Annotated in this window: 21 protein-coding genes, 1 tRNA gene and 3 pseudogenes; 24 read left to right on the plus strand and 1 reads right to left on the minus strand. The window is 47.9% G+C overall.

From position 1 onward, the window contains the following. The first annotated feature begins 42 nt into the window (after window positions 1–42). The 24 genes and pseudogenes from DXD12_RS04300 (at window position 43) to DXD12_RS04420 (ending at window position 17758) form a co-directional block, all read left to right on the plus strand. A tRNA-Arg gene (locus DXD12_RS04300) sits at window positions 43–119 on the plus strand. Between the two features lie 569 nt (window positions 120–688). Beyond that, window positions 689–892 (plus strand): hypothetical protein, encoded by a 204-nt coding sequence (locus DXD12_RS04310; protein ID WP_223385014.1) that lies wholly within the window; start codon window positions 689–691, stop codon window positions 890–892. Then, window positions 889–1818 carry a DUF6017 domain-containing protein gene (locus DXD12_RS04315; protein WP_002304312.1) on the plus strand — a complete coding sequence of 310 codons (930 nt, stop codon included), beginning with the start codon at window positions 889–891 and terminating at the stop codon, window positions 1816–1818. Before DXD12_RS04310 ends, DXD12_RS04315 begins: the two co-directional genes overlap by 4 nt. A 6-nt stretch (window positions 1819–1824) precedes the next feature. Next, window positions 1825–2652 (plus strand): ParA family protein, encoded by an 828-nt coding sequence (locus tag DXD12_RS04320; RefSeq protein ID WP_002304313.1) that lies wholly within the window; start codon window positions 1825–1827, stop codon window positions 2650–2652. After that, window positions 2609–3535: a ParB/RepB/Spo0J family partition protein gene (locus DXD12_RS04325; RefSeq protein ID WP_002304314.1), complete on the plus strand. Its 927-nt coding sequence runs from the start codon at window positions 2609–2611 to the stop codon at window positions 3533–3535. The genes DXD12_RS04320 and DXD12_RS04325 overlap by 44 nt, the downstream gene beginning before the upstream one ends. Window positions 3536–3543: 8 nt before the next feature. Then, complete coding sequence (locus tag DXD12_RS04330) at window positions 3544–4071, plus strand: hypothetical protein (RefSeq protein ID WP_002304315.1); 528 nt, start codon at window positions 3544–3546, stop codon at window positions 4069–4071. A 54-nt stretch (window positions 4072–4125) separates the two neighbouring features. Further along, window positions 4126–4767 (plus strand): DUF3846 domain-containing protein, encoded by a 642-nt coding sequence (locus tag DXD12_RS04335; protein ID WP_002588969.1) that lies wholly within the window; start codon window positions 4126–4128, stop codon window positions 4765–4767. 10 nt (window positions 4768–4777) lie between these two features. Next, complete coding sequence (locus DXD12_RS04340; protein ID WP_002304317.1) at window positions 4778–5089, plus strand: DUF5720 family protein; 312 nt, start codon at window positions 4778–4780, stop codon at window positions 5087–5089. 36 nt (window positions 5090–5125) lie between these two features. Beyond that, entirely contained in the window at window positions 5126–5608 is a 483-nt protein-coding gene (locus DXD12_RS04345; protein ID WP_002304320.1) for a PcfB family protein, read from the plus strand. Beyond that, window positions 5608–5907: pseudogene (locus DXD12_RS04350) on the plus strand (type IV secretory system conjugative DNA transfer family protein); the annotation flags it as partial. The gene DXD12_RS04345 and the pseudogene DXD12_RS04350, both read left to right, overlap by 1 nt. Window positions 5908–5939: 32 nt before the next feature. Then, window positions 5940–7814: a recombinase family protein gene (locus tag DXD12_RS04355; protein ID WP_118637564.1), complete on the plus strand. Its 1875-nt coding sequence runs from the start codon at window positions 5940–5942 to the stop codon at window positions 7812–7814. Window positions 7815–7893: 79 nt separating this feature from the next. Continuing rightward, window positions 7894–8085: a transposon-encoded TnpW family protein gene (locus tag DXD12_RS04360; RefSeq protein WP_118637566.1), complete on the plus strand. Its 192-nt coding sequence runs from the start codon at window positions 7894–7896 to the stop codon at window positions 8083–8085. 133 nt (window positions 8086–8218) lie between these two features. Beyond that, window positions 8219–8515 carry a hypothetical protein gene (locus tag DXD12_RS04365; RefSeq protein ID WP_117831495.1) on the plus strand — a complete coding sequence of 99 codons (297 nt, stop codon included), beginning with the start codon at window positions 8219–8221 and terminating at the stop codon, window positions 8513–8515. 79 nt (window positions 8516–8594) lie between these two features. Continuing rightward, a complete protein-coding gene (locus DXD12_RS04370; RefSeq protein ID WP_040219241.1) occupies window positions 8595–9533 on the plus strand; it encodes a serine hydrolase in 939 nt (312 codons plus the stop codon). A gap of 150 nt (window positions 9534–9683) precedes the next feature. Continuing rightward, window positions 9684–9977 carry a DUF3847 domain-containing protein gene (locus tag DXD12_RS04375; protein WP_118637568.1) on the plus strand — a complete coding sequence of 98 codons (294 nt, stop codon included), beginning with the start codon at window positions 9684–9686 and terminating at the stop codon, window positions 9975–9977. A 243-nt stretch (window positions 9978–10220) separates the two neighbouring features. Then, entirely contained in the window at window positions 10221–11720 is a 1500-nt protein-coding gene (mobQ, locus tag DXD12_RS04380; protein WP_243105356.1) for a MobQ family relaxase, read from the plus strand. A 16-nt stretch (window positions 11721–11736) separates the two neighbouring features. Next, a complete protein-coding gene (locus DXD12_RS04385) occupies window positions 11737–13638 on the plus strand; it encodes an AAA family ATPase (protein ID WP_118637570.1) in 1902 nt (633 codons plus the stop codon). A gap of 85 nt (window positions 13639–13723) precedes the next feature. Then, window positions 13724–15187 (plus strand): annotated as a pseudogene (locus DXD12_RS04390) (type IV secretory system conjugative DNA transfer family protein); the annotation flags it as partial. A gap of 12 nt (window positions 15188–15199) precedes the next feature. Beyond that, the gene (locus DXD12_RS04395; protein ID WP_002304332.1) at window positions 15200–15520 is read left to right on the plus strand and encodes a hypothetical protein; all 321 of its coding nucleotides are present in this window, start codon (window positions 15200–15202) and stop codon (window positions 15518–15520) included. Window positions 15521–15525: 5 nt separating this feature from the next. Continuing rightward, the gene (locus DXD12_RS04400) at window positions 15526–15918 is read left to right on the plus strand and encodes a helix-turn-helix transcriptional regulator (protein WP_002304334.1); all 393 of its coding nucleotides are present in this window, start codon (window positions 15526–15528) and stop codon (window positions 15916–15918) included. Window positions 15919–16001: 83 nt separating this feature from the next. After that, window positions 16002–16154 (plus strand): annotated as a pseudogene (locus DXD12_RS04405) (Maff2 family protein); the annotation flags it as partial. Between the two features lie 142 nt (window positions 16155–16296). Beyond that, window positions 16297–16521 carry a helix-turn-helix domain-containing protein gene (locus DXD12_RS04410; protein WP_015540949.1) on the plus strand — a complete coding sequence of 75 codons (225 nt, stop codon included), beginning with the start codon at window positions 16297–16299 and terminating at the stop codon, window positions 16519–16521. Between the two features lie 18 nt (window positions 16522–16539). Then, complete coding sequence (locus tag DXD12_RS04415; RefSeq protein WP_015540950.1) at window positions 16540–16959, plus strand: nuclear transport factor 2 family protein; 420 nt, start codon at window positions 16540–16542, stop codon at window positions 16957–16959. Window positions 16960–16993: 34 nt separating this feature from the next. Next, complete coding sequence (locus DXD12_RS04420; RefSeq protein ID WP_015540951.1) at window positions 16994–17758, plus strand: MBL fold metallo-hydrolase; 765 nt, start codon at window positions 16994–16996, stop codon at window positions 17756–17758. A gap of 45 nt (window positions 17759–17803) precedes the next feature. Here DXD12_RS04420 and DXD12_RS04425 read toward each other — a convergent pair whose 3' ends face one another. Beyond that, window positions 17804–18625 (minus strand): helix-turn-helix transcriptional regulator, encoded by an 822-nt coding sequence (locus DXD12_RS04425; protein WP_015540952.1) that lies wholly within the window; start codon window positions 18623–18625, stop codon window positions 17804–17806. Between the last annotated feature and the right edge of the window lie 34 nt (window positions 18626–18659).

Consider the following 18659-nt stretch of genomic DNA (forward strand, 5'->3'; position numbering starts at 1 on the left):
TGCAGTTCGACTTTGATCGGGCTATAATCATATATCAGACACGTCCATATAGCTCAGCTGGATAGAGCACACGCCTCCTAAGCGTGGGGTCGGAGGTTCAAATCCTCTTATGGACGCCAGTGAACAACGCCGAAAGCCTTTGTTTTCAAGGGTTTTCGGCTTTTCTTATATAAAAAGCTACGAAAAAGCTCTTTCACTGTATGAGATAAAATTCTACTCCAAAATTTGATTTTTGACAACCCCTCCAGAATCGAACGGTTGTTATAAGACAAAATCGCCAGCTAATTTTTAGCAGAAAACGGGCTGTTCTTGCTAATGAAAATGCCCTTCCTGCTAATCAGCCCCAAAATCGTGCCAAAAATCCAGCTAATCAAAAAAGGCGGATGTTTTGAATACCATGCAGTTATAGCAGATAAAATTAAATATCGTTATGTACATAGAGCGTCTATTTGCCCCGCATTGGGGATGGATAGGCGCTCTTTTTTTATGCCCAAACCCATGGGCAAATACAAGAGATTGGAGGTGTTTTATTTGAGCAAGCCTGTTTATACCGCAGACAAGCCGAGCGACTGTCATTACTGCTACTTCTGGACGAATGGCAGAAAGGGCTGCCGTCTGGGTAGAAATAATTGCTACTACTTAATCTCTTTGCCGCCGAAACCCAAGTCGGAATGTGATGGCTGTCCCTATGGGCGAGATCACCCGTGCATTGGTTGGTGTACGAAGAAGGTTATGCGTGAAGTGGGGCTTCGTTGATATGGATGTGTATGAACAGGAATACCGCTTCTACTATTTTGCCCGATGTCCTTACGAAAAGACGGATACGACTTTCCGCAGCATTCCGCTGACAACAGAAAGTTTTCCGCAGAAAGAAGGTGGTGAAGCCGTGTGAGTTTTGATTATTTTTACGGTCAGCAATCCGATCTATTCACATTCTATCGAGTTCCGAAGGTGTTGTTCACGAACGAGAGGTTCTGGAATATTTCTGCCGATGCCAAGATGCTGTATGGCATTTTGCTTGACCGCATGAGCCTGTCTGCCAAGAATGGTTGGATAGATAAAAACGGTAGAGTGTATATCATTTTTACAATCGACGAAGCGAAGATGGCTCTGAACTGTGCTGAACAAAAGGCTATCAAGCTGCTCAGTGAACTTGAGAAGAAAGCAGGATTGATTGAACGTAAGCGCCAGGGTTTGGGAAAGCCCAACCTGATCTATGTGAAGAACTTTATCTCTGCTGTGGATTCACAACTCTTGAATTGTGAAAATCACAATTCTGGAACAATGGAAATCACAACTCAAGAACTTCCGAAATCACAATGTAATAATACTGATATTAAAAATACTGAATTTAGTGATACTGATTCTATCTTTCCTTCCGGAAATGGTGGAATGATGGACGAGAATGACCGGTATCAAGAATACTTTGATTATTTCTCGGATCAGCTCAGTATGGATTTGTTGAAGAAGGATTACCCTTACGATTCCGAAATGCTGGATAACATTCTGGAGTTGATCGTTGAAACAGTTTGCACGAAGCGACCGTTGATTCGCATTGGTGCAGAGGAGCGTCCGGCAGAAATTGTCCGCAGTCGGTTTATGAAACTGAATGCCGAACACATTCGATATGTTATGGACTGCTTCAAGGAGAACACCACAAAGATTAGAAATATCCGTCAGTATATGCTGACTACGATATACAATGCGCCGACGACAATAGACACCTACTACGATGCTCTTGTTCGGCACGATATGTCACACGGATATTTGGAAGGAGGATTTAAGAAATTGAAAATGAAGCGAGAGGAAGGAGAGTGACGATAAATGTCGAAAAAAGCAACCATCATTGCGGTGGTCAATCAGAAAGGAGGCACTGGAAAGACCACCACCACCGAGAATCTGGGCGTTGGCTTGGCTCTTGAAGGAAAAAAGGTGCTTCTGGTAGACACCGATCCCCAGGCTTCCCTGACGGTCAGTTTGGGCAATCCCTGCCCGGATGATCTGTCTCCGACACTTTCCGATCTGATGGGAAAGATTATGATGGAAAACCCTATTACTCCCGATGAAGGGATTCTTCATCATCCGGAGGGCGTTGATTTGGTGCCGTCCAACATCGAACTCTCAGGTATGGAGGTAGCACTGGTCAATGCCATGAGCCGGGAAACCATTCTCCGGCAATACCTGGATACAGTCAAACAGAATTATGATTACATTCTTCTTGACTGTATGCCGTCTTTGGGTATGCTGACCGTCAATGCGTTGGCAGCTGCCGACAATGTGCTGATACCGGTTCAGGCAGCATACCTTCCTGCAAAGGGTCTGGAACAGCTGCTTGGAACCATCAACAAGGTCAAGAGGCAAATCAACCCGAAACTGAGGATTGAAGGGATTCTTCTGACGATGGTGGACAGCCGCACCAACTACTCCAAAGACATCAGCAATCTGATTCGGGAGAGCTACGGCGGAAAGCTGAAGGTTTACAAGACCGACATTCCCCGCTCTGTCCGTGCAGAGGAAATCAGCGCAGAGGGAACCAGTATCTTCAAGCATGATCCCAAAGGCAAAGTTGCCGAAGCCTATAAAATTCTGACGAAGGAGGTGTTAAACAATGCAGAAAAAAGGCGCAAACATCAGCTTGAAGGGGTACGATGATATTTTCTCCACCGATCAATCCAGAGCTGAAGCCCAGCAGGAGCGTGTGCAGGAAATTCCGCTTTCTGAGCTACACCCCTTTGAGGGACACCCCTTCCGTGTGGTTGATGATGAAGAAATGATGAAAACGGCAGAGAGCGTCCGAGATTTCGGAGTTCTCACTCCTGCGATTGTCCGTCCTGACCCCGACGGTGGTTATGAAATCGTTTCTGGTCACAGGCGGCACCGGGCATCGGAGCTTGCGGGTAAGGAAACCATGCCTGCGATTGTTCGTGACCTGGACGATGATGCAGCCATTATTTTGATGGTTGATGCGAATTTGCAGAGGGAGAGTATCCTGCCGAGTGAAAGAGCATTTGCTTATAAGATGAAGCTGGATGCGATTAAACATCAAGGTCAACGCACCGATTTAACTTCATCCCAAGTTGGGATGAAGTTGCAGGCAATGGATATAGTCGGTCAGGAGGCAGGAGAAAGCAGAAATCAGGTACACCGTTATATCCGTCTGACCGAACTGATTCCGGAACTGCTGGATATGGTAGATACGGGTCAGATCAAATTCAATCCTGCGGTGGAGCTTTCCTATCTGGCAAGTGAAGAACAGAAGGATTTTCTTTCTGCAATGGATTATGCTCAAGCAGCTCCTTCCCTTTCGCAAGCACAGCGAATTAAAAAGCTCGCACAGGAGGGCGAGTGTACGCTGGATGCGATGTGCGAGATTATGAATGAAATCAAGAAGGGAGAGCTGGACAGAGTAACCTTCAAAACGGATTCGTTGCGAAAATACTTCCCGAAGTCCTATACCAACAAGCAGATGGAGGATAAAATCATTCAGCTTTTGGAGCAATGGCAGAAAAAAAGAGAAAAATCAATGGAAAGGTAAGGTAAAAAATGTTTACACCCAAAAACATTCAGGGCGCTTTGGAAGAACTCTACGACCTTTGCGATCCTGATTATATGGTAGATATGCTCGTAAACTACAGTGAGGAGTTCGATGATATTTCTCCTGCGCTTCTGGCAAAGTCGTTTCAGAAAAATGCCGAGATGATTAGCGAGTATCGAGTATTGTCCTCTGCTGGTGAGGGTATCGACTATCAGGGAAAGGTACTTCTGAACAGCAGAGCCGTGCGGCTTCTGTCCTATGTAGAAGATATGAGCGGCGATGAAAAAGTTCGCACGATTCAGAGCAAGGAGCTGTGGTTAGCAGAAGATATGACATTCTATGTGGTGTCCTGTATGTCTACGATCACGATGGACAAGGAAGAAGCCATTTGTCTTAACGAACACCGCAGCGTGGTTACTACGGTGGAATGCGAGGACGATATTTTCTTCGACATGGGTTCCCTGATTTGCGAACTGGACGATATTTGCTTGTTCGAGCTTTTAGCCGATGTGGATGCGACTATTTATGAACTGTAACAGGTTCATGGATGGTCGCTTTTCTTATTTCCAAAGAAACGGAGGTATCGAAACTTGAAAGAATACGATGTGAAGATCACCGAAACCTTGGAGAAAACGGTTACGGTGCAAGCAGAATCTCACGATGCGGCAGAGGAACAGGTTAGAGCCGCTTATTACAATTCGGAGTACATTCTGGACTCCGAAAACTTTACCGGTGTTGCGTTCGGCACGACCGAGGAACGGGAGGTTCAGAAAGAACAGGCAGATACCATGAATGTGTTGCTGGTAAAGCCGTTCATGTATCCGCAGGCTGTGCAGATCGGCTGTGAGCTGGAGGATTTGCAGAAAGCCGTAGGTGGCGATATTGAGGCAACTTATCCGTTCAATGAGCCGGTTGCACTGGTGATGCACGACGAAGGTAAACTCGTAGGCAAAGAACTGAACCGTGCGCTGCGTGATGATGACGGCGATATTTATGACATTATCGCCGGTGATTTTCTGGTTGTGGGATTGGGCGAGGATGATTTTTGTTCTCTGTCCCCGGAACTGATGAAGCAGTTTGAGGAACACTTTCATCAGCCTGAGACTTTTGTACGCATGGGGCGCAGCATTATGGCGCTTCCCCTGCCGGATGACATGGTGAAGAAAGAAGATGCACCTGTCAAAGCTGATTCGGTTCCCCACAAAAGTAACCCTGACCGAGATGTTCTGTAAGGAGGTTCTTATGCAAAGAAATTCGACGATTGGAGAGCTGATGGAGCGAAAGCGGATTCAGGATGGTGCCAAGGAGTACCAGGGACATACCTATATGGACTTGGCACGATTTGATGACGCCACCAAGCACATGATTATTTTCGATGTGCTGACCGATGAATCGCCTGTCGGTTGGAAAGGCGAAAGAAATCGCCTGTATTTGAGCGATGTGGGTTATCAGAAGGCTCTGGATAACCAGAAAGCTGGCAATATCAAGATTATCAGCCATGCCGCAGTTGCCAAGGGCAATCTGTATTACGACCACAGAGATATGGCACGATAATCTGTTCACTCTACTGCTTGCAGGAGGTGATGAATCATGCAGGAAGAAGTTGAAAACAGAACAGTAAACCTGGCGATCAGCACAACCAAGCTGACGGGGCGCACTATCATTGCCGGTATCCGCAAGTATTTGCAGCACCGGGAAAAAGTGAAGATGAAAAAGGCACGAGACCCTGCCGTTCATGGAAAGCAATCCGTGAAACAGCTTTTGGGACAGAATCAGGGTGCTACGAATGTTGAGATCGACAAAGAGAGTATCCGTGATTTTGAAAAGCTCGCCAAGAAGTATGGCGTGGACTTTGCCGTAAGAAAAGATAAGTCCGTTGATCCTCCCCGGTTTCTTGTTTTTGTCCGTTCTAAAGATGCAGATGCTTTGGATGCAATCTGCAAGGAACATCAGGCAAGGGCATTAACCAAGAATGAAAAGCCGAGCGTTCTGGCGCAGCTGAAGAAGTTCAAGGAAATTGTCGCAGCGATTCCGAAGAAGGTTCGAGAGAAGAAACAGGAGCGTGATCTGTGATGGATAAGAGAAAAATGAAAAAGCTCCTGATTCTGAATTTACCGTATTTTCTGGTAGGGTTGTTCGCTACGAATTTAGGAGAAGCATGGAGATTGGCTGAGGGGGCAGATTCATCTGCGAAAATCCTCAGCTTTTTTCATGCCCTTCCGATAGCCCTGAACAATCCGTTTCCCAGCTTTCACCCGTTGGATTTGCTGATTGGTATTCTCTGCGGCGCAGGACTTCGGCTGGCTGTCTATCTAAAAGGCAAAAACGCAAAGAAGTACCGACACAATGTTGAGTACGGTTCTGCTCGTTGGAGTGCATAATTTTAAGTGTAAATGACACATACATGGACGCACAGGAGGTTATGCACATGACTGATTATAGCAAAATTACAGCCCTTTACTCCCGCCTTTCCGTGGGCGACGAGGACAGGGACGGCGGCGAGAGCAACAGCATACAGAACCAAAAAATATTTTTGGAGAACTATGCCAGAGGGCAGCACCTAACCAATATCCGGCACTACATCGACGATGACGAAAGCGGCAGGTTTTTTGACCGTTCTGCCTACTCCCGCATGATGGACGATGTAGAAAACGGGAAAATCGGTGTCTGCATTATGAAAGACCTTACCCGCTGGGGGCGCGACTATCTCCAAGTCGGCAACGCGATGGAGATATTCAGACGGAACAATGTGCGCTTTATCGCGGTCAACAACGGCATTGACAGCGAGAAACCCGACACGCTGGAGTTTGCGCCCTTTATCAATATCATGTCGGAGTGGTACGCAAAGGACATCAGCAAGAAAGTGAAAACGGGCATTAAGACCAAAGGCATGAGTGGAAAGCCGATTGTCACCGAAGCCCCTTACGGTTATGTCAAAGACCCGGACAACAAGGATTTTTGGATAATCGACGAGGAAGCCGCCGAGGTTGTCCGTTTGATTTTCCGTCTGTTTATCGGTGGGAAGAACCGCAACCAAATCGCCGTATATCTGACACAGGAGCAAATCCCAACCCCCACTTTCTACATGAAAGACCGAGGGCGGGGAACCTGTAAAAATAAGACGCTCAACGAGGATAACCGCTGCAAGTGGAACAAAGTCACCTTGACCAATATCCTCACACGGCAGGAGTATTGCGGAGATGTAGTCAACTTCAAGACTACAAAGCATTTCCGGGATAAACATAACCACTATGTAGACCGGAGCCAGTGGCACATCACAGAAAATGTGCATGAGCCGATTATCAGCCGCAGCGATTTTGAAACCGTACAGCGGATTTTGGAAAACGCACCCGTCAGACGCCCCAACGGGGACGGGGAAATCCACCCTCTGTCCGGCTTGCTTTTCTGTAAGGACTGCGGCGCAAAAATGCACATTCGTATAGATTACCGGAACGGCGGCAAGCGGCACGTTGCTTTTTGCAGCGAGTACCACAAGGGAAAAGCCAAGAACCCCAAATGCAATTCCCCTCACATCATGGACGCGGACTTGCTCATGCAGACCATCGCGGAAGTGCTGAAGAAAATCGAGGACTATTCTATCAGCAACCGGGCAGAGTTTGAAGCCTTAGTGAAAAAGAACCTTGCCATGCAGCAGACCGACCAGACCAAAAAGCAGCAGAAGCGTATTCCGCAAATCACGACGCGCCTTGAACAGATTGACAAGGTGCTGAATAAGCTCTATGAGGACAACGCCCTCGGCACGATCCCGCAAGACCGCTATGAGCAGATGTCGCAGAAGTATTCGGAAGAATACTATGCGCTGAAAGCGGAGCTTGCCACGCTCCAAGAGCAGCTATCCGCTTATGAGAACGCGGGAGGACGGGCGCAGAGGTTTTTGAAGCTGACAGAACGCCATGCCGCCTTTACCGAGCTTACCCCCGCCATTCTCAACGAGTTTATCAGCCGGATTGAAGTGCATGAGCGCGACCAGAAAAGGGCGAGATACGCAATCCAGCACATCAGCATATATTTCAATTATATCGGCAAGTTTGAGAATGAAGTGACACAGCTTGCAGAGCCGACCGAGCAGGAAATCCGGCAAATGCGGGAGGAAATCGAAGAAGCCAAAAAGGAAAAGAGCCGCGCCTACCACCGGCAGTATTCAAGGGAGTACCGGGCACGAAACCTTGAAAAGCAGCGGGAGTATGACCGCATGAAAGCGCGGGAATACCGGGCAAGGAGAAAGGCGCAGGCAGCCGCCGCACAGCCCGCACAGTAAAACAGAATAACCGTCAACCAAGAGGGATTTTCCGAACTACGGGAAATCCCTCTTTTGCGCCCAAAGAAAGGAGCCGCCTATGGCAGAACAGACCCCCGACAGCATCATCACGACCCAGAGGAACGGGCAGACCATTGTTGCGGAGTTATTTTTCAATCACAGCAGCACAGAAACATTCCGCGACAAGCTGCTCAAACTGGTGCTTGCCGACAGTATGCGTTTATCCGCGTCTGACGGTCAAGAGCCGGAAAAAACAGAAATCTTGCGATAACAGCCGCCCTGACGAACCATTCCCTGTCCGGGCGATTTCTATTTGAAAATCCTCATTTTCCCCAAGTCAAGAGCCGGGAAAAACACCCGAAAAATGCCCCTACTGCGTAACAGGGGCACAGAAAGGAGAGTTTATGAGAACAGGGCTTACGAAGCAGGAAAAGACCACCGATATTTGGTTTGACGAGAAAGACCCCCTTATCCATATCCGCACCCACAACACCGCCTTAAAGAAGCGGCTGCTTGCATACAGCCGCCGTTATCCGGCGAATTGCCAGCAGACGGACACAGACCCGGAAACGGGCTGCATGGAGTTTGATATTGAGAAAGGGCGTTTCTCTTTCCGTCTGACTGCCCCATACAGCGAGGAACGACGGGAAGCAACGCGGCGATATGCCAGAGAAAACAGCACTACAAACTTGTTGAAATAATGTGGATTTGTTCATATTCTTGTGCTATACTTTTCTTAAAGGCACAGAATGGCAGATATAAATTCGTGGGAGAAAAAATATGAAGAAGCATAGAAAATGTAAAAAGATAATAGCTTTTGTAACAGTGTTGTTTATAGCATTTGTTGCAGTAATTGGGCTACACAAAACAGGGATTTATCGTTTTGATTTCTTAAAGGACATCTATAAAAAAATTGATTTTCAACTAAGTACGAACGAGCTTAACATTCCGCAGGACGCTCTTTCATTTTCTGTTTATGATATTGAACAGGAGGAATATTTATTTTACGAGGGCGATAGCCAACTTCCCACAGTAGCAAGTTTGGCAAAACTATTTGCCATTGATTATGCTTTGGGAAAAGTAGATTTGGAAGATATTGTTGAAGTAAATCAAGAGGTATTAGAACTTGTTCCGGCGGGTTCATCTTTAGCAAATCTGTATGCTGGGGAATACACAGTTAAACAAATCATGGAGGCTATGCTTGTTCCTTCCGGAAATGACGCAGCCTATGCGTTGGCATATCATATCGCTAAAAACGAATTAGGCGAAGGTTATACAGCAACGGAATATATAGATTATTTCATGACAGAACTTAGTGAGTATTTAATCGAAGCAGGCTATTCCAAAACAAATTTATATAATGACCCAAGTGGCGCGTCTATGCAAGCTGACTCTCATTTAGATGACATTAACCGCGTAGCGTTGAAGCTCCTTAACTACGATTTTGTTAAAGAATGTATTGGAAAAAGCGAATTTTCAATTCAAACTCCGCAAGGTGAATTTACATGGAAAAATACAAATGAATTTTTAGATGAAAATTCACCGTACTATAATGCAAATGTTAAAGGAATGAAAACAGGAACAATGGCATCTTCCTATAACATTGTTGTTCTGTATGAAAAAGATGGAAAAGCATATTTAATTACCTGTTTAGCGGCACACTCAAATGAGGGGAGATATAAAGCGGTACAGTCTGCTATCAACACGATTATTGAATAATGATGATGAAATATCCCGTTTAAGTAAAGTGTCAAAACAATAAGGGTAAGATAAAACAGCACACAATAAAACTTAATACCCACCCAAAAGGGCAGCCGAGAAATCGACTGTCCTTTTTCTACGCCGACAGGCAGAAAGGAGCGACCAACCATGATAAAACCGAGAGAGAAAACCCGTGAGGAACTGCAAGCCGAGATTGAGGACGGAAAGAAGAAAATCCGGCAGTTTGAGAACCGGGAAAAGATGTTGCGTCAAAAGCTATCCAAAGAGGAACGCAGAACGCGCAGCCACCGCCTTATCGTCCGGGGCGCGGTCTTTGAAAGCATTGTGCCGGAAGCAAAGGGCATGACCGACGAGGAAGCTGCCGCGCTTCTCCGGCTTGCATTAACGAGTGAGCCGGTACGGGAGTTTTTGAGAAAACGAGCCGAGGAAACGACAAGCTGAAAATCCCTTAGGAACTAAGGGCGCACTTATACACCCTTGCGGGCGTGTGCGCTCTGCCGAGGGCTTTATCTCCGCACAGGGAGATTTCCCCGCGCTCCGATATGGCGGCTTTGCCGCAACAAGGGGCTGCACCCCTTGCGCCGCTTCGCGGCTATCCCTGCACACCCACAAAAACAGTACACCCGCCGTTGGCGTCTGTACCATTTTTGCGGGTTTTATTATCCTATCCGGGAGGTGATACCCATAGCCATTTACCATTGGAACATCGGTATTGTGAGCCGAGGAAAAGGCAAATCAGCCGTTGCCGCAGCCGCCTACCGAAGCGGCGAAAAGCTGACAAACGAATGGGACGGAATGACCCATGACTACACTCGCAAAGGCGGCGTTGTCCATACAGAAATCATGTTGCCGCCCCACGCACCGCCCTCGTTCGCTGACCGTTCAACCTTGTGGAACAGCGTGGAGCTTTACGAGAAAGCCGGGAACGCCCAGCTTGCCAGAGAGATTGACGCAGCGCTCCCCACAGAATTATCCAGAGAGGAACAGATCCGGCTTGTCCGGGAATACTGTTCCTCTCAATTTGTTTCCAGAGGAATGTGTGTGGATTTTGTTATCCATGACACCGACAGCGGCAACCCCCATTGTCACATCATGCTTACCATGCGCCCCCTTGACGAGCGCGGCACATGGGCAGCGAAATCCAAAAAGGAATATGACCTTGACGAAAACGGCGAGCGTATCCGCTTGCCAAGCGGCAGATACAAGACGCACAAAATTGACCTTACAGGCTGGAACGACAAAGACAACACCCTCTTGTGGCGCAAGGCATGGGCTGACTTTACCAACGACTTTTTGGAGAGGAACGGAAGCCCGGAGCGTATCGACCACCGCAGCAACGCCGAGCGCGGCATTGACGAGATACCCACCGTCCACATGGGCGTGGCGGCTTGCCAGATGGAGAAGAAAGGTATCGCCACCGAGAAAGGCGAACTGAACCGCAGTATCCAAAAGACAAACCGCCTTATCCGGGAAATCCGGGCGCAGATTGGGAAGCTCAAAGAGTGGATTGCCGACCTGTTCAAAGCGCGGGAAACCGCCCCGGAACAGCCGCCGCAATCTCCCAACCTTGCAAATCTGTTGATGAAGTATTTGAGCGTTCAGAGAGAAAAGAGCCGGAAGTATTCGCAGAGTTGGCAACAGCAGCACGCAGCCGACGAACTGAAAACCGTAGCGGCAGCGGTCAACTATCTTTCCGAGCATGGTATCTCTAATCTTGACGAGCTGGACGCTTCTCTTTCCTCTGTCAGCGATAAAGCCCATTCAATCCGGGAGGGAATGAAAACCGCCGAGCAGCGCATGAAAGAACTGCAAAAACTCATGGAGTACGGCAGAAATTATCAAACCTACAAGCCCATACAGGACGAGTATCGGCAAATCCGCTGGAAAGGAAAACAGGAGAAGTTTGCGGAAGCCCGCCGCGCCGAGCTTACCCTATGGGACGCGGCAAACCGCTATCTCCATGCCCATTTGCCGGAGGGCGTGAAAACCCTGCCGATCTCCGCGTGGGAGAAAGAATATACCGCCCTCAAAGCACAGCGAGAAGCGGAATATGACACGCTGAAAGATACCCGCGCCGAGGTTGCCGAGCTTCAAAAAATCCGCAGGTGCGTGGATATTGCACTCCGCGCCGACCAGCCGGAGCAGACGCAGAGCCGCACCAAGCGGCATGATATAGACCGCTGAAAGGAGTTGAACTTTTATGTATTACACCCAAGAACAAATAGACCGCGCCAACCAAGCCGACCTTGTTTCTTTCCTGCAATCACAGGGCGAGCAGCTTACCCGCGCCGGACAGGAATACCGTTGGAAACGGCACGACAGCTTGACCGTCCGGGGAAACAAATGGTACAGGCACAGCCAGAGCAAGGGCGGCGCACCCATTGATTTTGTCATGGAGTTTTTCGGCAAGAGCTTTACCGAAGCCGTTGAAATGCTGACAGGAGAAAAAGGCGCAGCCCAACCGCCGGACAGACCAAGCCCCGCGTCCTTTTCTGACTTCCGGCTAACGCCCCCAAACAGCGACAATAGAACAGCGAGGAACTACCTCACAGCCGCCCGCCGCATTGATGAAGATGTGACGGGCTTTTTCTTTTCCACCGGGGATATTTACGAGGAAGCCGCCCACCATAACGCCGTATTCGTTGGCAGAGATGAAAGCGGCATACCGCGATACGCCCACCAGCGCGGCACAGCCGGGAGCTTCCGGCTTGATGTGAAAGGCAGCGACAAAGCCTTTAACTTCTGCTACCGGGGCGAGGGCGAAAGGTTGTTTGTCTTTGAAGCCCCGATAGACCTCTTATCTTTCCTCTGTCTGTTCAAAAAGGATTGGCAAAAGCAAAGCTATTTGTCACTGGGCGGCGTGGGAGAAAAAGCCCTCTTACGCTTTCTCTCTGACCGTCCAGACATTCAGACGGTTTACCTCTGCCTTGACAGCGACGAAGCCGGAAACGACGCTTGCAGCCGCCTTGTGAAGCTCATGCCGGAGGGCTACATCGTCCACCGGCTTATCCCTCTTTTCAAGGATTGGAACGAGGTGTTGCAGCACCGGGCGGAAATCACAGACGGGAAGTATTTGCGGGAAGCAGTCTACGGCTTGAAAGAGCCACCGCAGGAAGAAACCGTTGAGATTATCCGCATGAGCAAGGTTGACACACAGACCGTTGAATGGCTATGGGAGCCGTATATTCCCTTTGGGAAAGTAACCATTGTGCAGGGCAATCCCGGCGAGGGCAAGACCACCTTTGCCCTACGCCTTGCCGCCGCCTGCACCACCGGGGGAACGCTGCCGGGAATGAAGCCCTTGCCGCCGTTCCAAGTAATTTACCAGACCGCCGAGGACGGGCTGGGCGATACCGTCAAGCCCCGCTTGATGGAAGCAGAAGCCGACCTTGACCGCGTACTTGTGATTGATGAAGCCAAGCGGGAGCTTACCCTGTCCGACGAACGCATAGAGAAAGCAATCACGCAGAACGGGGCGCGGCTGATTATCCTTGACCCCATACAGGCATACATGGGCGAAAAGACCGATATGAACCGGGCAAACGAAGTGCGCCCCATGTTCCGCCGCCTTGCCGATGTTGCCGAGCGTACCGGGTGCGCCGTTATCCTTATCGGACACCTCAACAAAGCTGCCGGAGGGCAGAGCGCATACCGGGGATTAGGTTCTATCGACTTCCGTGCCGCAGCAAGGAGCGTCCTGCTGATTGGGCGCGTGAAGCGAGAGCCGAATGTGCGCGTTATCGTCCATGACAAATCTTCCCTTGCGCCGGAGGGCAAGCCCATAGCCTTTTGCCTTGACCCGGAAACAGGCTTTTCGTGGATAGGCGAGTATGATATAACCGCCGACGAGCTGCTGTCCGGCGCGGGCGGCAACAACGCCACCAAAACCGAACAGGCTGAACGGCTGATACTTGACCTGCTTGCAGACGGGAAAGAGCTTGCCAGCGAGGACATTGTAAAAGCCGCAGCCGAAGCCGGAATATCCGAGAGGACGGTGCAGAACGCCAAGCGTAACATGGGCAGTGTTTTGGGTGCAAAGCGTGTCGGCGGTCAATGGTACAACTTCATCAAGAAGAAACAGCCACCCGAACCCGCAAGCTGAAAGTGCAAAACGCAGACCCTTTGCACTTTGCACTTTCGCACTTTCACGATAATTTGCGTCAATAACTCAAAAAAGCACTTGACAAAACGCTTCATGGGGAACGGCAAAAGATATTGAGCCGTTTATTGCACCAAAGTTCGAGGACAATGTGATCCTGACGAAAACGGAGCGGCTGATGATGAGCAATCGCCCGAAGAATCCTGCCAATGCCCGAAATAAGAATGTTCTGATTATCGGCGGTTCGGGTTCCGGTAAAACTCGCTTTTGGTTGAAGCCAAACCTTCTCCAGATGCACAGTTCCTATGTGGTCACTGACCCGAAAGGCAGCATCGTGATTGAGTGCGGCAACGCCCTTTTGAAGCATGGCTACACCATCAAGATTTTCAACACCATCAACTTTCAGAAGTCGATGCACTATAACCCATTTGCCTATATCCATTCAGAAAAAGACATTCTGAAACTGGTGACAACGCTGATTGCCAACACAAAGGGTGATGGAAAAGCCGGTGATGAGTTCTGGACGAAGGCGGAAACGCTGCTCTACTGTGCCTTGATCGGATATATCCACTATGAAGCTCCGGTTGAGGAACAGAATTTCTCCACCCTGATTGAGTTCCTGAACGCAATGGAGGTGCGGGAAGATGATGAGGAGTTCCAGAACCCGGTGGATCTGATGTTTGAAGCCCTGGAAAAGAAAAAGCCGAATCACTTTGCAGTCCGTCAGTATAAAAAATACAAGCTGGCTGCCGGCAAGACCGCTAAGTCGATTTTGATTTCCTGCGGCGCTCGTCTGGCTCCTTTTGATATTCAGGAGGTCAGAGATGTGACTGCCTATGACGAGTTGCAGTTGGATACTCTCGGAGATAAGAAAACGGCGCTCTTTCTGATTATGTCAGATACGGATGCGACGTTTAATTTTTTGATCTCCATGATTTACACACAGCTGTTCAACTTGTTGTGCGAGAAAGCAGATGATGTGTACGGCGGCAGACTGCCGGTTCATGTGCGCTGCTTGATTGATGAGATGGCAAACATCGGTCAGATTCCCAATCTGGAAAAACTGGTAGCGACAATCCGAAGCCGTGAAATATCGGCTTGCCTTGTTCTCCAGGCACAATCACAGCTGAAAGCCATTTATAAAGACAATGCCGATACCATCATCGGCAACATGGATTCCCGAATTTTCCTGGGTGGTTCTGAGCCAACCACGCTCAAAGAACTGAATCAGGCATTGGGAAAAGAAACTATCGACACCTACAACACCTCCAACACCAGAGGTAACAGCCCGTCTTACGGCTTGAATTATCAGAAGTTAGGCAAAGACCTTGCGAGCGTAGATGAGCTTGCGGTTCTGGATGGCAGCAAGTGTATTTTGCAGTTGCGTGGTGTCAGACCGTTTCTTTCTGACAAGTACGATCTGACGCAGCACCCCAATTATAAGTACACATCAGACTTTGATAAGAGAAATGAGTTCAACATTGAGCAGTTTCTGAGTCGAAGGTTGAAGCTCAAGGCAGGTGATGAGTTTGTGGTAGTCGATGCGGATTAAGGAGGTTTCTGTTTGGAAAATCTGAAAACGGTATCTGCCCTGGTTAAGAACATCTTGGAACACGACCACAAGGCAAGAAATACCGACAATCATTTGTACCTGATGGTACTGGAACACTATTCCGGTCTGCGTGGCATCGACATTCATGCCATGACGGTTCCTGTGTTTTTGAAGGAACTGGATAGACGCAGCTTTCCGGGGTTTGAAACTGTCCGCAGAAGCAGACAGAAAGTGCAGGCAACCTACCCTGACCTTGCTCCCAGTGAAGCCGTAGGCAAGCGCAGAGCAAAAAATGAGGTTGTATATCGAGAATTTGCAGAAAGCGAGGTGTAAAAAAAATGACTTGGTGGATCACGGATACCTCTATTGGGCAGCGATTGAAGTTCGTTAGACGATTTCGCCGCCTTACCCAGAAAGAGCTTGGACTCCTGATGGGGTATTCCGAGAAAACAGCGGATGTCCGTATTGCTCAGTATGAGAAAAACGCTCGAACCCCTAATGCAGAAACCACAGCGAAACTCGCAGAGGTTCTGAAGGTTTCACCTGTCGTTTTTTCACCGACAATCTGTGCTTCTCGTGAAGATTTGTTGCAGTCAATGTATTGGCTGTTTCTTATGAAAGGTGGTGGTGATATATATGATTGTGAAACTGAATATGCAAGAAGCAGAATGGAACAGAAACTTGGCGTGATAACCGTCGAGGAGTTCCTTGAAAAGATTCTCGTAAACTAAGCCTTCCGTCCGGTTTTGATGCCGGTAGTACGGAGGGCTTTTTCTATTCTCAAAACAATTTCAAATTTTAGGAGGAAAATATTATGGCATTTTTCAATAGCGCAGTAACCGTTCTTCAGACTCTCGTTATCGCTCTGGGCGCAGGTCTTGGCATCTGGGGTGCAATCAATCTGCTTGAGGGCTACGGCAACGATAACCCCGGCGCAAAGTCCCAGGGCATGAAGCAGCTTATGGCTAAGTAGATGTAATCAAGAGAAGAAAGGAAAAGCACAATCCAGACGGAACCGGCGGTTGTGTCAAGAAATGTTTGTGAGTTAGCAAGAATTTTGATATAATGGGAACAGGAACCCCGAAACCGGGAGAAAGGCAGGAGGATAAATGCACATAAGCTATAAACCCCTCTGGCACACGCTGGTTGAGCGCAACATGAGGAAAGAGGACTTGCGGATTGCCGCCGGTCTTACCACAAATATGATTGCCAACATGGGTAAAGGCAAAAACATCAGCATGGAAACGCTGGTTCGTATCTGCGAAGCCCTGAATTGTGGCATTTTGGATGTAATTGAATTAGAGCAGGACAAAGACGCTGAAAAATTAAATTGACAAGGAAGGCGCTGCGAAATGGACAATAGAGAAAGAATTATCAGACTTTGGTTTGATATGTGGCTTGCAAAAAAAGATTTGGGTATATTTAATGTATTTTCTGATAATGCCGTATATATTGAAAGTTGGGGGCCAGAGTACCACGGCTCCAAGAAAATAAAACTTTGGTTTGAGGAATGGAATACCCGTGGAACTGTCTTGCAATGGGACATCAAGCAATTTTTCCATAAAGGCAATCAAACCATTGTTGAATGGTATTTCAAAAATAAGATGGACGCCGGTAACGTAGAAGCGTTTGATGGAATGTCACTGATAGAATGGACGCCAGATGGCAAGATTGCTCTCTTAAAAGAATTTGGTTGTAACGAAAATCGGTATGACCCTTATAAAGATGGCAATATACCACATTTCAGAGATGAAAATGCAAAGTGGTTTTAACTGGAAATTCAGTTGCTGGAGGTAATTATACGGAATGGATAATTGGTTTACCATTGAGCAAATAGACCGTGATACATTCTCTATTAGCGAATACAAGCACTGGGAAGAAACACATTGTTATCTATTATGTGGGGAAAAATATGCTATTCTCATTGATACAGGTTTAGGCGTTTCCAACATCAGAAAAATTGTGGACTCTCTGACAAAGCTGCCTGTTATGACAGTTACAACTCATGTTCATTGGGATCACATTGGCGGGCATAAGTATTTTGATAATATCGCCGTACATGAAGCGGAAAAGGACTGGCTATCGGTCAGGTTTCCGATACCATTGCAAGTTGTGAAGAATAATTTGACAAGGCTTCCTTGTGATTTTCCAAGAGATTTTGATATTAACGCTTATCAGATTTTTCAAGGTATCCCACAAAGAATTTTACACGATGGCGATTTTCTAAATTTAGGCGGGCGGGAAATTCAAGTTGTTCACACGCCGGGACATTCTCCCGGACATTGTTGCTTTTACGAACCAGAACGAAACTATTTGTATTCCGGGGATTTGATATACAAGGGAAGCCTGGACGCATTTTACCCAACTACCGACCCGAAGCTATTCTATCAATCTATAAGGCGAATACGGAAATACAATATAAAAAAAGTTCTGCCCGGACACCATCAGTTGGATATTCCCGTTTCTTTGATAGCCGATATTGAAGCCGGATTTGCACAATTAGAGAGAGCCGGAAAACTCAAACAGGGAAATGGATTGTTTAAGTTTCAGGATTTCCAAATTCATATATAATCAAAGCTGCCGTTGCAGGAACAACCATTCCCACAACGGCAGTTTTCATTTCCACGGCCTGCGCCGGAAGTTCATACCGGACTGTTTTATCAGCGGGGATTTCTTGAACAGTTTCTTCAAAAGGCTTCGTTCCTCTTGTGAGAGCCGCTTATATTTAAGCTGGAACGCCTTACAGAACATCTCCGTGAATTGCTGAACCCTGTCCCCCGGCGATTGCATGGCCTTTTGTACTTCCCGTATCAGTTCATCGGCGGGAGTGGTATCCGGCGCACTTTCATTGTCATTTTCGTGCGCCTTGCGTATGTCGTGGAGAATAACGTCCCATGTTTTGTGCGTCACATGGCAGAAGAAATCTTCTTCCTCTACCTGACAGGCTTCCAATATTTTGATTGCCCGGTCTGCCGTAGCTTCGGGATGTTCTTCCAGTATCATAGCCCGTAAAGCAGCCAGTGAGCTGTTTGTGTCATGGAAGTGCATGGTTGCTATCCCATCCACATAGATTTCTGCGTCTGCCAGCAGTTCCTTGAATTTTTCATGGGAGATAATCTCACACAGCAGCCGGTTGTTGAAGCGTTCACTTTTCAGCAGTTCCACGACTTCATCACTCAAATGCAGTTCTTCTATCGGTGTGTTTTCATATTTCCGATTGTTGGTAAGGCCGAGCAGATAGTCAACGGACACTTTATAGAAGTCTGCCAGCTTCAGCAGGCTGCCGTGATTGATTTCCTTGTATTCATCATTGTCGTTTTCATAGCTGCCGAGGGCTGATTTTGAAATGCCGGTTTCCTGCGCCAGTTCTTCCAGATTTAAGCCCCGTTCTACCCGTAAATCTTTCAGGCGTTCCTGTACGGAAATGCGGGTTTTCATAGATACATCGCTCCTTCCTGCGGCTGGCTGCCGC

Source organism: Clostridium sp. TF11-13AC (genome assembly GCF_003481065.1).
In the GTDB taxonomy this organism is placed as follows: Bacteria; Bacillota; Clostridia; order Lachnospirales; family Lachnospiraceae; genus Otoolea; species Otoolea fessa.